Origin of the sequence: Rhizobium sp. 2MFCol3.1 (assembly GCF_000377565.1) — a bacterium.
In the GTDB taxonomy this organism is placed as follows: Bacteria; Pseudomonadota; Alphaproteobacteria; order Rhizobiales; family Rhizobiaceae; genus Rhizobium.
In genome coordinates this window covers 1-17,652 of record NZ_KB898383.1, presented here as the reverse complement: position 1 = coordinate 17,652, position 17,652 = coordinate 1, and the positions used below count along the sequence as shown (strand labels likewise).

The 17,652-nt window shown below is 63.0% G+C and carries 16 protein-coding genes; all 16 read right to left on the bottom strand.

The window, feature by feature from the left end; translation table 11 throughout:
- Nucleotides 1–4: 4 nt before the first annotated feature.
- On the bottom strand, nt 5–1,030 hold the full coding sequence (locus D460_RS0131155; RefSeq protein WP_018902539.1) for an ABC transporter ATP-binding protein: 1,026 nt from the start codon (nt 1,028–1,030) through the stop codon (nt 5–7).
- On the bottom strand, nt 1,023–1,802 hold the full coding sequence (locus D460_RS0131150; protein WP_018902538.1) for an ABC transporter permease: 780 nt from the start codon (nt 1,800–1,802) through the stop codon (nt 1,023–1,025). Before D460_RS0131150 ends, D460_RS0131155 begins: the two co-directional genes overlap by 8 nt.
- On the bottom strand, nt 1,799–2,626 hold the full coding sequence (locus D460_RS0131145; protein WP_018902537.1) for an ABC transporter permease: 828 nt from the start codon (nt 2,624–2,626) through the stop codon (nt 1,799–1,801). The genes D460_RS0131150 and D460_RS0131145 overlap by 4 nt, the downstream gene beginning before the upstream one ends.
- A 72-nt stretch (nt 2,627–2,698) precedes the next feature.
- Nucleotides 2,699–3,721, bottom strand: coding sequence for an ABC transporter substrate-binding protein (locus D460_RS0131140; RefSeq protein ID WP_018902536.1), 1,023 nt, complete (start codon nt 3,719–3,721; stop codon nt 2,699–2,701).
- 1 nt (nt 3,722) lies between these two features.
- Complete coding sequence (locus D460_RS34230; RefSeq protein WP_037112484.1) at nt 3,723–4,802, bottom strand: LacI family DNA-binding transcriptional regulator; 1,080 nt, start codon at nt 4,800–4,802, stop codon at nt 3,723–3,725.
- Nucleotides 4,803–4,964: 162 nt separating this feature from the next.
- The gene (locus D460_RS0131130) at nt 4,965–6,413 is read right to left on the bottom strand and encodes an efflux transporter outer membrane subunit (protein WP_026283727.1); all 1,449 of its coding nucleotides are present in this window, start codon (nt 6,411–6,413) and stop codon (nt 4,965–4,967) included.
- A 159-nt stretch (nt 6,414–6,572) separates the two neighbouring features.
- A complete protein-coding gene (locus tag D460_RS0131125) occupies nt 6,573–9,677 on the bottom strand; it encodes an efflux RND transporter permease subunit (protein ID WP_018902533.1) in 3,105 nt (1,034 codons plus the stop codon).
- A gap of 39 nt (nt 9,678–9,716) precedes the next feature.
- Nucleotides 9,717–10,937 (bottom strand): efflux RND transporter periplasmic adaptor subunit, encoded by a 1,221-nt coding sequence (locus D460_RS0131120; RefSeq protein WP_018902532.1) that lies wholly within the window; start codon nt 10,935–10,937, stop codon nt 9,717–9,719.
- Between the two features lie 133 nt (nt 10,938–11,070).
- The gene (locus D460_RS0131115; RefSeq protein ID WP_018902531.1) at nt 11,071–11,667 is read right to left on the bottom strand and encodes a TetR family transcriptional regulator; all 597 of its coding nucleotides are present in this window, start codon (nt 11,665–11,667) and stop codon (nt 11,071–11,073) included.
- Between the two features lie 104 nt (nt 11,668–11,771).
- Nucleotides 11,772–12,716 carry a phosphoribosylaminoimidazolesuccinocarboxamide synthase gene (locus D460_RS0131110; protein WP_018902530.1) on the bottom strand — a complete coding sequence of 315 codons (945 nt, stop codon included), beginning with the start codon at nt 12,714–12,716 and terminating at the stop codon, nt 11,772–11,774.
- 92 nt (nt 12,717–12,808) lie between these two features.
- Nucleotides 12,809–14,539, bottom strand: coding sequence for an SLC13 family permease (locus D460_RS0131105; protein WP_018902529.1), 1,731 nt, complete (start codon nt 14,537–14,539; stop codon nt 12,809–12,811).
- Between the two features lie 145 nt (nt 14,540–14,684).
- Entirely contained in the window at nt 14,685–15,389 is a 705-nt protein-coding gene (locus D460_RS0131100; RefSeq protein WP_018902528.1) for a phosphoribosyltransferase, read from the bottom strand.
- A gap of 4 nt (nt 15,390–15,393) precedes the next feature.
- Entirely contained in the window at nt 15,394–16,200 is an 807-nt protein-coding gene (locus tag D460_RS0131095) for a pseudouridine synthase (protein ID WP_018902527.1), read from the bottom strand.
- A gap of 228 nt (nt 16,201–16,428) precedes the next feature.
- Nucleotides 16,429–16,635, bottom strand: a complete 207-nt coding sequence (locus tag D460_RS0131090; protein ID WP_018902526.1) for a hypothetical protein — start codon at nt 16,633–16,635, stop codon at nt 16,429–16,431.
- A gap of 141 nt (nt 16,636–16,776) precedes the next feature.
- The gene (locus D460_RS0131085) at nt 16,777–17,118 is read right to left on the bottom strand and encodes a hypothetical protein (protein WP_018902525.1); all 342 of its coding nucleotides are present in this window, start codon (nt 17,116–17,118) and stop codon (nt 16,777–16,779) included.
- Between the two features lie 278 nt (nt 17,119–17,396).
- A partial coding sequence (locus D460_RS36680) for a hypothetical protein (protein ID WP_210162760.1) occupies nt 17,397–17,652 on the bottom strand: 256 nt, incomplete at its 5' end.

The window sequence follows — 17,652 nt, the reverse complement described above, 5'->3', positions numbered from 1 at the left end:
GATATTACCTGTAGCGAGAGAGTGGGGCAGCGGCGCCAAGCGGCAGATCGAAGGCAAGCGTGGCGCCGATGGCGTGGCTCGGCTCGCCGGCATCGACCTCGGCCTTGATGGGGCCGAGCGGTGTGTCGAGCAGATATTCTCTGACGTTGCCGGCAAACGAGGTGCCGCGCACGGTGCCTTGGAAAGGACCTGAACCAAGGATCACCATGCGCGGACGCCAGGCCAGGCCTTTAACGGCCTGCGGCACTGGAGCGGAAAGCTCGACGAGTGAGTTGGATGTCGCGAGCTTGCCGTTTTCCAGCGCAAAGACGTTTTCGAAGCCGACGAAATCGGCGACGAAGGCCGAGACGGGCTTGTTGTAGATTTCTTCCGGCGTGCCGATCTGCTCGATGCCGCCGTTCAGCATCACCACGATCCGGTCGGCGAGCGCCAGCGCCTCGATCTGGTCGTGGGTGACGAAGATCATGGTGACGCCGGTTTCCTTCTGGACACGCTGCAGCTCGGCGCGCATTTCCAGACGCAGGCGGGCGTCGAGGTTGGAGAGCGGCTCGTCGAGAAGCAGCACCTTGGGCTCCATGACCATCGAGCGGGCGAGCGCCACGCGCTGCTGCTGGCCGCCGGAGAGTTCGCCCGGCTTGCGGGTGGCGAAACTGGCGAGGCCGACGGACTTGATTCCTGCGGTTACCTTCGCGTCGAGATCCTGGCCGCTGACGCCCTTGAGGCGCAGGCCGAAGGCGACGTTTTCATAGACTGTCAGGTGCGGGAACAGCGCGTAGGACTGGAAGACGAGACCGACATTGCGCTTGTTGGCGGAAACGCGGGTGATATCGGCGCCATCGAGCGTGATGCGGCCGGAGGCGGGGTTGAGCAGGCCGGCGATGGAGCGCATGGTCGTGGTCTTGCCGCAGCCGGAGGGGCCGAGGAGCGCGACGAGCTCGCCCTTCTTGATCGAGAGATCGAGATCCTTCACCGCGACCGTATCGCCGTAGGCAAGCGTCAGCTTGTCGAGTTGCAGATAGGTGTCAGACATAGCGAGAGAACCCCAGGAAGCGTTCGGCAAGGAAGACGATGCCGATGGACAGGAAGGCGAGCAGCGCCGAGAGCGCGGCGATCGACGGGTCGTACGTGGTTTCCATGTAGCCCAGCATGTCGATCGGCAGCGTGCGGACACCGGGACCGGACAGGAAGAGCGAGACGGGCACCTGGTTGAAGCTGGTGACGAAGCCGAGGATGAAGGCGGCGAGGATGCCGCCGCGGATGTTCGGCATCACCACGCGGAAGAAGGCGCCTGATCGCGACGAGCCGAGCAGGACGGCCGCTTCCTCGATATCGGAGCGCAGGTTGTTGAGGCTGGCGGAGACGACGCGCACGGCATAGGGCAGCACCAGTGCCGTGTGGGCGAAGAACAGCGCCAGCGTGATGTTGAAGCCGAAGGGCACGACCAGATAGCGCAGCAGCGCCAGGCCGACGATGATCCCCGGCACGATGATCGGCAACGAGACGATGGTGCGGATGGTTTCCGCGCCCGGCAGCTTGTAGCGCGACAGCGCGTAGGCGGCGGGGATGCCGAGGACAAGCGCTGCCAGCGTGCCGCCGACCGCGAGCAGCATCGACATGGCGAAACTGTCGCGGAAACTGTCGATGGTAAATACCTTGAAGACCCAGCGCAGCGACAGGCCCTGCGGCGGGAAGGCCAGCGTGTCACCAGCCGACAGCGAGGCGGCAATGATGATGAAGAAGGGGCCGATCAGGAAGATCAAGAGCAGGCCGAGCACCAGCGGCGAAAGGATGCGTGATGTCATCGCTTGTTCCTCGCTGTAGCCAGACGCTTGAGCAGGATGTTGGCGGCGAAGCTCATGACGATCAGCATGAAGGCGATGACGCTGGCGGCGACGAAGTCGTTGGCGACGGAGACCTGCTGGTAGAGCAGGGTTTCCAGCATCAGCACCTTGGAGCCGCCGAGCACGGCGGGGGTGATATAGGCGGTGAGCGAGCCGGTGAAGACGAGCGTGCCGCCGACGACGAGGCCCTCGCGGGTGAGAGGCAGGATCACTTTCCAGAACACCTGAAACCAGTTGGCGCCGAGCACGCGGGCGGCGGGAATGGCGTCCTTCGGCATGTTTTCGAGCGCGCTGATCAGAGAGAGGATCATCAGCGGCAGGAACAGCTGCAGCAGGCCGATGAAGACGGCGGTCTCGGTGAAAAGCAGGCGCAGCGGGCTGTCGCTGAGCCCGAGGCCCTGGATCGCCTGGTTGACGATGCCAGTACGGCCGAGGATGACGATCCAGGCATAGGTGCGGGCAACGGGCGAGATCATCAGCGGCAATGTGACGAGGCCGATCATCCGGCCCTTGCCCTTCGGCGGCAGGTTGACGATGGCAAAGGCCGCGGCATAGCCGATGACGGCGGATACGGCGGTCACTTCGAGGCCGAGCTTGAAGGTGCGCAGGAAGACCGTGCGATTCAGCGATTGCGAGAAGAAGCCGGTATAGGCGCTGAGCGTCCAGCTGCCGTCGATGTGAAATCCTTCGGAGAGAAGGATGACGACGGGCAGCAGGAAGACCAGCGCGGCGAACAGGGCCGCGGGCAAGGCAAGCGCCAGGGCTTCCGTGCGGTTTTGAAACATGAGGCGTCTTTCAGAGCAATCGCATAAGGCGGCTCCAGCCGGTGCCGGAGCCGTTTCGGTGTCTCTCGACCGTTACTGGCCGACCGTGTCGTTCCAATCCTTCAGCCAGCCGGCGCGGTTATCGAGGGCTGCTGCCGAGGGGATGAGCTTGAGGTTCTTCACCGTGTCTTCGCCGTAGGTGAGGTTGTTGGCGGCTTCGTCGGAGACCTTCACCTCCTTGTTGGCCGGGCTGTCGACCAGCTTTTCGGCGAGCTTGGTCTGGATCTCGGTGGAGAGCCAGAAATCCATGAACTGCAGCGCGAGGTCCTGGTTCTTCGAGCCCTTGGTCATGACCATGACGTTCATGCCGCCGGTCTGGCCTTCCTTGGGGGTGGCCCAGGCAACGGGCACGTCGAGCTTGGTGAAGCCGGCCCAGGAGAAGCGGCCGATCGGGGCGGCCCAGATTTCTTCCTGCTGCATCAGCTGCACCAGCTGCGAGGACTTTTCATAGAAGGTGACGATGTCGTCCTTCTTTTCGCCGACGGCCGCGATCGGCGCCTTCAGGTCCGCGTTGTCGCTGCCGAGCGCGAGGCCGAGCATGTAGAGCGCGGGCGGGCCCTGGTTGGTGGTGACGTTCGGGAAGGCGACGTGGCCGACATATTCAGGTTTCAGGAGGTCGGCCCAGCTCTCGATCTTCATCTTGTCGGAGCGGTAGGCGATCGAGGTGGCGTAGAAGGTGTAGCCGACGCTCATACCGTCGCCGTTCGGATCCTTGGCGAGGTCGTAGAGCTTGTCGAAATTGGTGAGCTTCGACGTATCGATCTTGTCGATCAGGCCCTTGCGGGTGGCCGACAGTGCATCGGCCATGGAGACGACGGCCATATCGACGACGGGGTTGGCCTTGTTGGCTTCCATCTTCGCCAGACGCTCGACGCTGTTGCCGGTTTCCACCACCAGCTTGCAGCCGCATTTGGCTTCGAAGGGATCGTAGACGATCGATTTGAAGTCATCCTGCGCGAAGGCATAGACGGAGATGGTGAGCGTCTTTTCCTGAGCGCTGGCGGCGACGGGCGTGAGGGCCAGAAGGGCCGCCGAGGCGATGAGGGCATGCTTCATGTCAGGAATTCTCCGTCTGAGAGGCTAGGTCCAGTTTGCTTGGGTCGCTATTGGTCGGATCGCGATTGGTCGGATCGACTGGGCCCGATGATTGGCGAACGATCAGCTGCATGGGCACCCGATCGGTGTCGGCGCTGACCAGCACGCCTTCGCGGCTGCCGTTTGCCTGTATGGTTTTCAGGAGCGACGAGATGGCGACATCGGCGATCGTCGCCATGTCCATCGCGACCGTCGTCAGGCTCGGCGTGATCACGGGGGAGAAGATCAGGTCGTCGAAGCCGGTGACGCTTGCCATATCGGGAACGACGATGCCGTCGCGCTGCAGTTCGGTGAGCGCCCTCAGCGCCTGCAGGTCGGAAAGTGCTGCAAAGGCGGTGTAGCCTTCACGAACCTTTTCGGCGAGGCCGAGGGTGCAGCCCATGCCGTTCTCGCGTTCCAGGCGCTCGACCCAAAGGGTGGAGGACTGCATGTCGGGGCGCAATCCGGAGCGGATGCCGCCGACGCGATCGTTCTGAACGTTGGATTCGGGATTGTTGCCGATGACAAGGATGCGCTTGTGGCCGAGTTCGGCCAGATGGTCCGCGATATCGCGACCGCCCTGCCAGTGGTCGGCGGCGACCGTGTTGCCGGGTGTCGAGGCGGTGTCGATGACGGCGACGGGACAGCTCGCGGCGGAGATGCGGGTCGCGCGGCGCGGCACGATGACAAGGCCCTCGACCCCGCGCTCGACCAACCGGTTGATGGCTTCGGTCTGCGCGGTGATGTTGCCGCGGGAGTCGGCGATGAGGACGCCGTAGCCGGCCGATGTGGCGGCGAATTCGATCGCCTGCGCGAGCTTGGGGAAGAGCGGATTGGCGATATCAGGCAGTACCAGACCGATGACGCCGCTGCGGCCGGTGCGCAGCGCGCGTGCCGCCTGGCTCGGGACATAGCCCATTTCGGCCGCGTGTTCGCGGATCCGCTCGGCGAGCTGTTCGGACACACGGCCTTTGCCGGAGAGCGCGTTCGACACCGTCGCGACGGAGACGCCAAGCGACGTTGCGATCCTGCTCAGATTTGGTCCCGGTCGGGCTGGAGGCATGATATCAGACGGATTGGATTAATCGTTTAACCAATGCGTACATGACGTCGTCGTCGTTGTCGAATCCAATCTTGCGCCGCTTTGCGATTTTCCGCAATCGCGGGTATCTCCAGAAACAAAAAAGCCCCGGCGAACCGGGGCTTTTCATCAATTGCTGTGGTCTCAGCCTGCCTTTGCAGTGCTTGCCTTTGCGGCAACCGGCTTGACCGGGGCGGTGTTGCCGCCCGGGTTGTAGCCGCCGCCGATGGCGACGTTGAGTGCGACGTAGTCGGTTGCCATCTGCTGGACAGCGGCGGCCAGGCTGGCCTGGGCGAGCGAGACCTGACGCTGGGCGTCGAGGACGTCGAGCAGCGAGGAGGCGCCGTCCTTGTAGCTGGCGGTCGACAGATCGAGCGTTTCCTGGGTCGTCTTGACCTGGGCGCGCAGTGCGGCAACCGTCTGCGCATCGCGGCGAACCGCCGACAGCGCGTTTTCCACTTCCTCGACCGCCTGCAGAACCGCCTGCTTCCAGGCAAGATACTGGGTCTTGGCGTCGGACTTGGCGATGTCGACATTGGCGCGCAGGCTACCGCCGTCGAAGATCGGGAGCGTCAGCGTCGGGCCGAAGGACCAGCTGGTCAAGTTGCCGCCACGGCCGCCGGCCGGATTGATGAAGGACGGCGAGATCGAGCCGGAGAGCGAGATCGTCGGATAGAGGCGCGACATGGCCACGCCGATATTGGCGGTGGCGGCGGCCAGATTGCGCTCGGCGACACGGATGTCGGGACGATTGCGGATCAGGTCGGCCGGAACGCCGGAGATGATGCCGGCGCGGAAGACCGGCTGCGAGCCGCCGCGCTGCAGTTCGGCGACCATCGAGCCGGCCGGCTTGCCGAGCAGGGTGGCGATATGATGGGCGGCGACGCGGAAGTTGGTTTCCAGACCCGGAATTTCAGCCTGGGTCGACTGAACCAGACCTTCGGCCTGCACGACGTCGAGACGCGATGCTGCACCGGCATCGAGCTGGAACTTGGTCAGCTCGTAGGTTTCCTGGCGCGATTTCAGGTTGGCCCTGGAGAGCGCGATGCGCTCCTGGTAGTAGCGGGCGTTGATGTAGGAGTTCACCAGATCCTGGAGATAGGTGAGCTTGGCAACGTCGGCGGTCGAGTAGGCGGCGTCGAGCGAGGCCTGGGCGCTTTCCTTCGAACGGCGATACTGGCCGAACAGATCGAGCAGCCAGCCGACATTGGCGCTGGCGCCGGTCGTGTTGGTGGCACCAATCGAGGTGCGGCGTTCGCCCATGCTGCCGCTGACGGTATGGTCGGCGCCGACCGTCAGGCTCGGCAGGGCGCCGGCGCCCGCCACCGTGACATTGCTGGCAGCGGCATTGATGCGCTCCAGCGACTGCTGGATCGACAGGTTCTCATTGAGGCCCTCGGTGACCAGTCCGTTCAGGCGGGTGTCGCGATAGGCGGTCCACCATGCGACCGTCGAGACGTCGCCGTCGGCCTTGGCAGAGCCTTCATTGAACTTGGCCGGGAGGGGCATCTCCGGGGGAACATGATCCGGGCCGCTCACACAGCCCGCGAGCAATAGCAACAATGCCGGAGAGGCAAAACGAAAAGACGCCATTAACTATCTTCCTGTAACTCGACCAAAAAATTATTCATGTCAGAAGCGATCATGCTTCACTATCGGCCGCGCTTCGCTCAAACGAGAAACGCCATCCCGAAGCAGTTCGCGGCAATGTATCAATGAGTCTCACTTTCTCACAGTGCAGATATGTCACACTCATACCTCATTTTTTTGACGTCGCGAGAAGACGCGGCGGATAACCACAAAGAATGATGGCACGAAGAAAATGCCGAGCGCGGTCGCAAACAGCATGCCGCCAAGCACGCCGATACCGATCGCGTTCTGCGCAGCCGAGCCCGCACCGGTGGCGATCGCCAGCGGCACGACGCCGAGGATGAAGGCCAGCGACGTCATGATGATCGGTCGCAGACGCAGCCTTGCGGCCTCCAGCGTCGCATCGATGATGCCCATGCCCGTCTCCATTCGGTCCTTGGCGAACTCCACGATGAGAATCGCGTTCTTCGCCGCCAGACCGATGGTCGTGAGCAGGCCGACCTTGAAATAGACGTCGTTTGCCTGGCCGAAAACGGTTGCCGCGACGAGCGCGCCGAGCACGCCGACCGGAACGGCCATGATGACCGAGAACGGGATCGACCAGCTTTCATAGAGTGCTGCGAGGCAGAGGAAGACGACGAGAACCGAGATGGCGTAGAGCATCGGCGCCTGCGAACCGGACAGGCGTTCCTGATAGGAGATGCCCTGCCAGGCGACGGTATAGCCGCCGCCGAGCTGCGCCGTCAGATCTTCCATGGCGTTCATCGCGTCGCCGGAGCTGACGCCGGGCGCGGATGCGCCGTCGAGCGGGATGGCGCTCACCGCGTTGAAGCGGGCGAGCGTCGGGGCGCCCTTCACCCATTCGGTGCGGGTGAAGGCCGAGAAGGGGACCATCTCGCCATTGGTGTTGCGGGCATACCAGTGGTCTAGGTCATTGGGCTGCATGCGGAAGGGTGCATCGCCCTGGACGTAGACCGGCTTGATCTCGCCGTTCAGCGTGAAGTCGTTGACGTCGCGACCGGTGAAGATGACCGAGAGCATCGAATTGACCGCGGAGATGTCGACACCCATGGCGCCGATCTTCTCCTGGTCGATGATGATCTTCATCTGCGGCTCGACTTCCTTGTTGTTGCTGCGCAACGCCACGACCTTGCCGCTCGTGTTGGCCATGCTGATCAGGCGCTTGGACGCCGCATCGAGCGCCTCTGTGCCGTGACCGCCGGTATCGACGAGATACATGGAGAAGCCGCTGGAGACGCCGAGACCCTGGATCGCCGGCGGCAGCAGCGCGAAGACCTGGGCTTCGCGGATCTGCCGGAATGCGCCGAGCGCGCGCGTCGCGACCGCCTGCGCATGCAGATTGTCGTCCGTGCGCTCGGCGAAATCCTTGAGCTTGGTGAAGACGATGGCGCTGTTCTGGCCGGAGCCGTTGAAGCCGAAGCCAAGCGCGCCGAACACCGACTGCACGGCGTCCTTTTCGTTTTCGCGGTAGTAGTTCTCGACCTTTTCCACGACGGCCTGGGTCTGCTGGCTCGTGGAGCCCGGAGGCGTCGTCACGATATTGAGCAGTACGCCCTGGTCTTCCTGCGGCAGGAACGAGCTGGGAAGGCGGGTGAAGAAATAGGCGCAGCCGACGCCGACCAGAAGGAAGACGATCATCACGCGCGCCGGCCGCTTCAGGAGATAGCCGATCGAGCGGACATAGCCATTGGTGGAGCGGTTGAAATTGCGGTTGAACCACTCGCTGGCACGGTTCTTCTTGTGGTCATGCACCGGCTTCAGCATCGTGGCGCAGAGCGCCGGCGTGAGCACAATGGCAACCAGCGCCGAGAGCAGCATCGCCGAGACGATGGTGACGGAGAACTGGCGGTAGATGATGCCGGTCGAGCCGCCGAAGAAGGCCATCGGAATGAAGACGGCCGTCAGGACGAGCGCGATGCCGACGATCGCGCCGGTGATTTCGCCCATCGATTTCTCGGTGGCCTCCATCGGCGACAGCTTCTCCTCGGTCATGATGCGCTCGACGTTCTCGACGACGACGATGGCGTCGTCGACGAGCAGGCCGATGGCAAGCACCATGGCGAACATGGTCAGCGTGTTGATCGAATAGCCCGTCGCGGCAAGGATGCCGAAGGTTCCGAGCAGAACGACGGGGACCGCGATGGTCGGAATGAGCGTCGCGCGGAAGTTCTGCAGGAAAACCAGAAGAACGACGAAGACGAGCACGATCGCTTCGATCAGCGTGTGCACGACCTTTTCGATCGACAGCTCGACGAAGGGCGTCGTGTCGTAGGGATAGGTGATCTCCACGCCCTCGGGCAGGCCCTTGGAAATGGAATCGAGCGCGGTTCGGACACGGCCGGCGGTATCGATGGCGTTGGCGCCGATCGCGAGGTTGACGGCGAAGCCACTCGACGGCTGGGCATTGTAGCGCGAGGAGCCGCCATAGCTTTCCTGGCCGATCTCGATGCGCGCGATGTCGCTCAAGCGAACCGTCGAGCCGTCCTTCTCGACCTTCAAGATGATGTGCTCGAAGTCGGAAACGGTGGTCAGCTGGCTCTGCGCGGTGATCGTGACGTTCATCTGCTGGCCTTCGACGGAAGGCTGGGCGCCGAGCGAACCCACGGATACCTGCGTGTTCTGCGCCTCGATCGCCGAGGTCACGTCGCCCGTCGTCAGCTGATACTTGACCAGCTTGTAGGGGTCGAGCCAGACGCGCATGGCGTAGCCGGAGCCGAAGATATTGACGCTGCCGACGCCTTCCAGGCGCTGTACCTGTTTTTCGACAGAGTTGGACAGGATGTTGCCGAGATCGACGGAGTTGCGCTTGCCGTCGGTCGACACCAGCGCGCCGACGAGAAGGATACTCGACGTCGAGCGGGTGACGCTGATGCCGGCGTCGATGACGTCGCTCGGCAGCTGGGACTGCACCAGCTGCAGCTTGTTCTGCACCTGCACCTGGGCGATATCGGGATCGGCCGCCGTGCCGAAAGTCAGCGAGATGCTGGCCGAGCCGGTGGACGAGGTCGAGGTCATATAGGTGAGGTCGTCGAGGCCGGTCATGCCGTCCTCGATGATCGTCGTCACCGATTTCTCGACCGTTTCAGCGCTGGCGCCGCGATAGGTGGCGTTGATGCGCACGGTGGTCGGCGCAATATCCGGGTACTGCGAGATCGACAGCGTGAAGATCGCCAGCACGCCCGCGAGCATGATCGTGATCGCTATGACCCACGCAAAGATCGGACGTCGGATGAAAAACTTGGCCATTGGCTAATTCCTGTACGGCTCGGATCAATGATCGACGCGTTACTTCGCGGCGGGCTTCTGCGCGTCAGCGGCGGCGGCTGGAGGCGCCACGGGCACGACGATACCCTTGTCATTGATCTTCATCTCGGTCGGCTTGACCGGCATGCCCGCGGTGATCGATTGCAGGCCGGAGACGATCACCTGATCGCCGTCCTTGACGCCTTCGGTCACCAGCCATGCATTGTTGGATGGCGATGCGTTTTCGAAGATGCGGTTTTCGACCTTGCCATCCGCCGAAACGAACTGCGCCGACAGCTCGCCATTGGCGTTGCGGCTGGTCGCAAGCTGAGGCAGGGCGAAGCCGCTTTCCGAACCGAGTTCCAGCGTCGCGCGGACATACATGCCCGGCAGGATGATGCGGTCGGGATTGGGGAAGCGCACGCGGATGGTGAAGGTGCCGGTCGTTTCGCTGACAACGGACTTCGACATGTCGAGCGTGCCCTTCTCACCGTATTCCTTGCCGTTTTCGAGGATCAGGCGGAAGGCGTCGTTGCCGCTGGTGCCCTTGATCTCGCCATCGGCAATCGCGCTGCGCAGACGCAGCAGGTTGGTGCTCGATTCCGTCAGAAGGATATAGGCCGGGTCGAGCTGGCGCACGGTGGTCAGCGCCGTCGTCTGGTTGGCGGAGACGACGTTGCCGACGTTATAGGCCGTCTGGTCGATCACGCCATCGAAGGGGGCTACGATCTTGGTGTGGTCGAGATCGATCTCGGCTGCCGAAAGGGCGGCCTTCGCCGATTCGACCTCGGCCTGCGCCTGCAGGAGGTTGGTCTTGGCGGTTTCGAACTCGATCTGCGTGGCGCCCGATCCGACCAGACGCTGGTAGCGGTCGAAATTGCTCTGTGCGCTCGGAACGCTGGCTTCGGCCTTGGCGATGGCGGCGCGCGCCTGGGCGACGGCCGCGACATAGGGGGCGTCTTCGATCTGATAGAGAACGTCGCCCTTCTTCACCTCGCCGCCTTCGCGGAAGGTGATGTCGCGGATGATGCCGCTGACCTGCGGACGGATGTCTGCGGTCTGGAACGCCTCGGCGCGGCCGGGAAGGATCGTCGTAACCGGGAAGTCGCCCTTCTTCAGCGTGATCACGCCAACGGCGGCCGCCTGCTGAGCCGCCCCTGCGCCGCCGGCACCCGCGGCCGGTGTCTTGCCGCTGTCGCTGCAGGCGGCGAGAACGCCACCGATGGCAAGAGCTGAGGAAACGAGGAGAAAGCGACGTATCATGTTCAATTCCCTATGCGCTGGCTCGCGGATCGAAGCCTGCCGGGGATGCCACACGACAAACGATCCGGAGTCAAATGCCTCTGATCCGAATTAACAAAGCCTTTAGAAAGTGACGTAAGTTATGAATCGTCACTTAGCAAGCGCTATTTTGCAGCGCGGCATCGGCGAAATCGACGATATTGCGGGCTTTCTCGACAAGGGTCTCCCGGTCGTCCTTGACGATGAGAACCGGGTGCAGCACGCCCGCCAGCACATCGGCGACGGTCCTTGCGGCAAGCGCCGGGTCGGCGCAGTGATAGCGGCCTTCCGCGACACCTTCGCGAATGATGACCTCCAGTTTCTGGATCACTTTTTCGCGATATCGCTTGCCGGCCTCGATCTTGGCCTCGATGCTGACGAGGACCATTTCGAAGATGTAGGGGTTTTTCTGGATGTCCTCGAGATGGCTGTCGAGCAGCCGGAGCACGAAGCGGAGCAATTGTTCGCGCGGCGGCAGGTCATCGGCGACGAAGCGGTCGGCGACATCACTCAGGTGCCTTTCGGCGATCGCGTCGACCAAGGCGGTCTTCGAATGAAAGTGCTTGAAGACGTTGGCCGGCGACATGTCAAGCGAAGCGGCGATATCGGCGATCGAGACGGCGACGAAGCCGCGCTGGCGAAACAGCTGCTCGGCCATCGTCAGAATGTCTTCGCGGGTCTCTTCGGCCTTGCGCCTTGGCCTTCGTGCCATGAATTCTCCAGCCGGATCCGCCCGGCTTCGGTGTTTTTCAAAATCTAACGCGACATTGAAAGGGCCTGCAAGCCAAAGTCGCAGGCCTTCATGCGATCGAGCGCTTAGGGGAAGTAGCGTGAGAGGTTCTTGCGCACGCGCTCCACCGGGGTCGCGCCGGTGTCGTCAGGCACGAAGGTCTGCGCGGTGATCGCTTCATATGCCTTTATATAGACAGCCGAGGTCTGCTCGATGAGATCGGTCGGGATCTCGGGGATCTCGTCCTTGTAGGGGTCGCAGCGTTCGGCCACCCAGGCGCGGACAAAATCCTTGTCGAAGCTTGCAGGGCGTGTGCCGGCCTCGAAGCTTGCCTGGTAGCTGTCGGCGAGCCAGTAGCGGCTGCTGTCGGGGGTGTGGATCTCGTCGGCGAGGATGATCGTGCCGTTCTCGTCGGTGCCGAACTCATATTTGGTGTCGACGAGGATGAGGCCGCGCTTGGCCGCCATTTCCTGGCCGCGGGCAAAGAGCGCCAGCGCGTATTTGGACAGCGTATCCCACTGCTCCTGCGTCAGCAGACCGCCTTCGACGATCTGATCAGGCGTTAGCGGCTCGTCGTGGCCACCATCGAATTCCTTGCTCGTCGGCGTGATGACCGGCTCGGGGAGCTTCTGGTTGTCGCGCATGCCATCCGGCAGGCGCATGCCGTACATCTCGCGCTCGCCCTTCTTATAGAGAGTGAGGATCGAAGTGCCGGTGGTGCCGGCGAGATAGCCGCGCACGACGATCTCGACCGGCAGGATGTCGAGGCGCTTGCCGACGACGACGTTCGGATCGGGATAGGCGATGACGTGGTTGGGGCAGATGTCCTTGGTCGCCTCGAACCAGTAACGCGCCGTCTGGGTGAGGACCTGGCCCTTGTAGGGGATGCAGGTCAGGATCCGGTCAAACGCGCTTAGCCTGTCGGTGCTGATGATGATGCGGCTGCCATCGGCAAGGTCGTAGTTTTCTCGCACCTTGCCGCGGTAGTAATTCGGCAGTTCCGGGAAATGGGCTTCTGAGAGAATACGCACGGGCTTGACCGTCCTTTTGGGTTACGGGGTCGGTATGATCGGGGCTTTCCCCTGCTCTAGTTCCATCGCCGGGGATGTCAAGCAAGCGGGGCTCAAACCCAGAAGACATATAGAAGCAGCAGGCTCAAAAAGGAGCTCAGCACCGTCACCGGCAGGCCGGCGCGGATGAAATCGGAAAAGCGGTAGCTGCCGATGCCCATGGCGAGCGTGTTGTTGTGGTGGCCGAAGGGCGTGAGGAAATCGAGCGAGGCACCCAGCGCGACGGCGAGCAGATAGGCTTGCGGCTGGTGGTGACCCGCTGCCGCGAATTCGATCGCGATGGGGCTCAGCACGATGGCGACCGTGGCGTTGTTGACAAAGGGTGTCAGCGCGATCGCCAGCAACAGCACGACCGCGATGCCCGCCAGCGGCTGCGATACGGGCAGGATGGCGCCGAGCGCCGAGGCGATGACTTCGGCGGTCCCCGAGGTGCCGACGGCCGAGCCGATCGGGATCATCGCGGCGAGCATGATGATAACGGGCCAGTTCAGGTCGGCCATCGCCTGGCGGATGTTTAGGTAGTTGAAGAGCGCCAGCACGAGCACGACGCCGGCGAGCGCGATATCGGGCCGCACGACCGTGGTCGCGGCGATGCCGCAGGCAAAGATCGCGAAGGGCTGCCAGCTCAGCGAGAATGAGGGCGGGACGGGCGGGGAGGCGAGCGGCAGACATTCGCATTCCTCCAGCGCTTCAGAGATTGCGGCACGGTCGCCCTCCAGCACCAGGACGTCGCCGATCGAGAGCTGCAGGTCCTCGAAGCGTCCCTCGATGCGCGGAGAGCGCATGGATAGGGCGCTGATCGCGATGCCGCGCATAGTGAAGACCTCGAGCGAGCGCAGGCGCGAGCCGACCAGCGTGCTCTCCGGCATGACGACAGCCTCGACGCGGCTTGCCTCGGCCTGCCAATGGTCGGCCTGCAGCGCGCCGGATGCCTCGAGTTCGATAAAGACCGTGTCGTCGGCTTCGGCCAGGAGGAGATCGCCGGCCTCGATGATGGAGCGCTCGGCGGACCCGAAGACGAAGGCGTCGTTGCGCAGCAGCGCGTGCGGCTTGAGCGCGAAGCGGGCGGGTAGATCGGCGAGGCTTGCGCCGATCAGCGGCGAATTCGCGGGAACACGTCGTTCGGCCACCATGCGGCGTCGCGGCGTTTCGGGTGCTGCCGCATCGTCCTCGCTATCCGCAGGGAAGAGGAGCGGCGCCAACACTGACGTCATCAGGATGCCGGCGACAGCGACCGGCAAGCCGACATAGGCGAAATCGAACAGACGAAAGCTCTCGCCGGTCGCGGCCGCCAGCGCGTTGCTGACGAGCAGATTGGCGGGCGTGCCGATCAACGACACGAGGCCGCCGAGCAGGGCGGCGAACGAGATCGGCATGATCAGCTGGCGCTTGGGGATGGCGCTGACGGCGCTGATGCGCAGCGCCACCGGCAGCGAGATCGAGAAGGCGCCGATATTGTTCATGAAGATGGAGATGAAGCCGGTCACGCCGGAGAGGATGGCGATGACGCCGGTGCCGCGCATGCCGCGACTGGCAAGCGCTGTCGACACCCTGTCGAAGAAGCGGGTGCGGGCCAGCACCTGAGCCACCAGCAGGATCTCGACGACGGTGATGACCACGGGGCTGGCAAAGCCCGCGAAGACCGCGTCGGTCGGATAAAGCCCGAGCGCATAGCCGGCAAGCAGGCCCGCGATCGCGACCACCTCGACCCTGAAACGGTCGATCAGGAACAGAACCAGCATCGCGATCAGCAGGATCAGCAGACATGCTTGTTCTAAGGTCATCAGGTCTTCCGGATCGATGCGCTGCTTTATGTGTTGACTGAGACTGTAGCGGTTCGCGGCGCGCTGTATAGAGGGGCGGACGCAGAGCGCAGTCTATAATGGGGCGCACTCTATAATGGGCGCACTCTATATTAGGAGCGACGGCTCAGATCCCGGGCGCGCGCCAGGCGCCTTGTTCGGTGCGGTCGAGCATCGGGGTCGCGAATACGCCAAAGGTTCGCTCCAGCCATTGCGGGCCGGCATCGTCGAGCGCCGTGCACCAGCGCTCCGATTGCAGCATGGCGGCGCCGATCGCGACCGGCTCGACGGAACAGGCCGACAGCAGCTTGAGGCCGGAGACGATCGAGGTGCCGCTGGAGATGACATCGTCGATCAGCGCAACGCGCCTGCCTTCGAGCAGCGGCAGCATGCGCGGATCGATATAGAGGCGCTTCTGCTGGGTGGGGGTGGTGATCGACGACAGCGGCACGGAGAGTTCGTCGCGGTACCAGAACTTTCTGGAGGTGCCGAGCGGCACATATCGCTTGTGCCCGAGCTTCTGCGCCACGGCGGAGGCGAGCGTCAGCCCGAGCGTCGGCAGTCCGGCGACGACGTCGATATCGAGGGCTTTAAGCCTGTCAGCGAGCTGCCCGGCCAATGTGTCGAGCACTTCGAAGCTCGCCTGGTTGATGATGAGCGAGGCCAGCGCATGGTCGCCATCGGCAAGCGGGCGGAGCGGCAGGCGGAGCTGGCGACCATCGGTGAGCGTCGCGACGTAGAAGGATGTGAAGTCACCCCCGATCGAAAAGGTGCCGGGCGCGTGCAGCTCCTGCCAGAAATCGTGCGGGTCGAGGGCGGCGCTGTCTGTCATGATGTCATCTGGTCCGTTTGGTCGTTTCCATGCCGGCGCGGCGGCGCAGCGCCTTTAGCTCGGCCTCGGTCAAGGCCCGTACCGCACCTTTCGGGAGATCGCCGAGTTGGAGATCACCGATCGCCACGCGTACCAGCCGCAGGCATTCGGTGCCGAGCGCTTCCAGCATGCGGCGGATCTGGCGGTTGCGGCCCTCGTCGAGCTCGACTTCGATCCAGGAGTTGCGCTCGCCTTGTCTTAGAAGCGTCGCCGCCGTCGCCTTCAAGAGTTCGCCGTCGTGGCGAACGCCATAGGCCATCTCGGCCAGCATCTCCGGCTCCATGACGCGATCGACCTGGACATGATAGGTCTTGGTGACATGGGTGACCGGGTCGAGCAGCGCCTGGGCGAAGACGGTGTCGTTGGTGAAGAGAAGCAGACCCTCGCTCGCCTTGTCCAGCCTGCCGACCGGCGACAGATGCGGGGTGTCGACATCCTTGAGGCAATCGAACACCGTCGGGCGGCCTTCGGGATCGTGGCGTGTCGTCACCAGCCCGCGCGGCTTGTTGAGCATCAGATAGGTCATCGGCTCGGCCGCGACATCGCTGCCGTCGACCTTGATCTTCGCCGATGAGAGGTCGATCCAGGCGGCGCTGTCGAGCACGGTGCGGCCATTGACGGTGACGCGGCCGTCGGCGATCAGCTTTTCGGCCTGGGTTCGCGAACAGTAGCCGAGCTTGGACAAAGCGCGCGGCAGGGTCACCCGCTTGCTCTCGACGGCATCAGGCTTGTTGCGGCCGTTCTGCCTTTGCGGTGCGCGCCGCTCTCTCAATCGCCTGTTCCTCTGCTCTTTGTTATCGGCGTTTCTGGGTTATCGGCGTTTCTGGCATGAACGGTGAGGGGATGCCAGACGCGGGGGCGCAAAACGCGGGGATAAGAAGGATCGTACAAGAGGGGAGGGGCCTCTGCCGCTTGGGCAAAAAGAAGAGGCGGCGCCGGTGGCGCCGCCTGTCTTGGCCGCATTTATATAAGGGGAGCGGATCGCGGTTGCGACCGGTCCTCAGTGACGCGCCACGAAGCCCGCAAGCTGTTCGCGGTTCATGGTGACACCGGCTGCCGCCTTGGCGGGATCCGGATGGGTATAGGATACGCTTGGCATTTCAGGAAGTTCGAGAGCCTGTCGCATGTTCATAATACCGACCGCTAGGCGGCCCTGCGCTCCGTCAACTGTGACTTCGACGATGCAGTTCGATCCTTTGGCAATCATCAGCAGTCCTCCCTCGTTCTTTATAGTCTCCATTATTGGCCTGAAAAACGGGTTTTTCTAAGACCTAAGTAGTACGGGCCGGATGATACTTCGGATCATCCGGCCCGTAAACAAATTAGATACGTCTAATGTTAACGAATGCTATCGCCACCACTGCTGGCGCTGCGGGGCTGCCTGGGCACCGCTCAGGAGATAGCCGGCGAGAAAGCCGAGCGCGCCGGCAAGTGCCAGCGCGGTGGTGGTGGCGGCCGGGTGCTCGCGGGCGGCGTCGGCCGCGGCCACGCCTTCGGCCTTGATCTGGGCAACGGCGGTCTTGGCGCGGGGCGCCATGTCCTCATAGGCCTTGCCGGCGCGATCGCGCACTTCGTAATAGGCCTCCGCGCCCTGGGCCGAGATCATCTTCTGCAGACGGGCGACCTCCTGCTGCAGGGCGCTGATGTCCTTGCTAACGGCGGATCTCACATCATCTGTATTGGAAGCCATTGGGCTGTCTCCTTAGTTGCTGACGATAGAAACACGTCTAGAAACACATGGGAGAGGGGTTCGGTTCCGAAAATCGGGCGTTTTGGGTGCGGATAATGGTGTGTGGGGGATGTCGGGCGGTGGATTGGCCTGATGTTTGGGGGCATGCGTGGGGGCGTCGAAATGGCTCCACAGAGGCGCCCGGAAATTCCCCCAGTCAAAACAACATGTTATAAAACTGTCAAAAAACTTTGCGTGTGGTTGTTGACTTGTTCGGTGTGTGGGCCTTATAAGCCGCTTCACAGAACGAGGGCGGCGGCGCTGCTGGCGACGGTGACTTTCGCTCTGGATTTCTTTGATTGGCTGCGATGCTGATTGGTCCCGGACTTTAAGGTTTGGGACGGGGAATTTCGACTGGTTTGATCTGGTCTGTTATTTGACAATTGAAGATGAGAAGAAAGAGAAACGTGGGCGGCGGAGTTCGCGGGATCGACAGAGATGTCGGTTCTTTGAAAGAGACTTTGGCGGTCACGTTTATCAAGAGAAGTTACACTG

Coding starts and splice junctions, on each gene's coding strand:
- D460_RS0131155 (WP_018902539.1), bottom strand. CDS start 1,030: ATGTCTGACACCTATCTGCAACTCGACAAGCTGACGCTTGCCTACGGC.
- D460_RS0131150 (WP_018902538.1), bottom strand. CDS start 1,802: ATGACATCACGCATCCTTTCGCCGCTGGTGCTCGGCCTGCTCTTGATC.
- D460_RS0131145 (WP_018902537.1), bottom strand. CDS start 2,626: ATGTTTCAAAACCGCACGGAAGCCCTGGCGCTTGCCTTGCCCGCGGCC.
- D460_RS0131140 (WP_018902536.1), bottom strand. CDS start 3,721: ATGAAGCATGCCCTCATCGCCTCGGCGGCCCTTCTGGCCCTCACGCCC.
- D460_RS34230 (WP_037112484.1), bottom strand. CDS start 4,802: ATGCCTCCAGCCCGACCGGGACCAAATCTGAGCAGGATCGCAACGTCG.
- D460_RS0131130 (WP_026283727.1), bottom strand. CDS start 6,413: ATGGCGTCTTTTCGTTTTGCCTCTCCGGCATTGTTGCTATTGCTCGCG.
- D460_RS0131125 (WP_018902533.1), bottom strand. CDS start 9,677: ATGGCCAAGTTTTTCATCCGACGTCCGATCTTTGCGTGGGTCATAGCG.
- D460_RS0131120 (WP_018902532.1), bottom strand. CDS start 10,937: ATGATACGTCGCTTTCTCCTCGTTTCCTCAGCTCTTGCCATCGGTGGC.
- D460_RS0131115 (WP_018902531.1), bottom strand. CDS start 11,667: ATGGCACGAAGGCCAAGGCGCAAGGCCGAAGAGACCCGCGAAGACATT.
- D460_RS0131105 (WP_018902529.1), bottom strand. CDS start 14,539: ATGACCTTAGAACAAGCATGTCTGCTGATCCTGCTGATCGCGATGCTG.
- D460_RS0131100 (WP_018902528.1), bottom strand. CDS start 15,389: ATGACAGACAGCGCCGCCCTCGACCCGCACGATTTCTGGCAGGAGCTG.
- D460_RS0131090 (WP_018902526.1), bottom strand. CDS start 16,635: ATGATTGCCAAAGGATCGAACTGCATCGTCGAAGTCACAGTTGACGGA.
- D460_RS0131085 (WP_018902525.1), bottom strand. CDS start 17,118: ATGGCTTCCAATACAGATGATGTGAGATCCGCCGTTAGCAAGGACATC.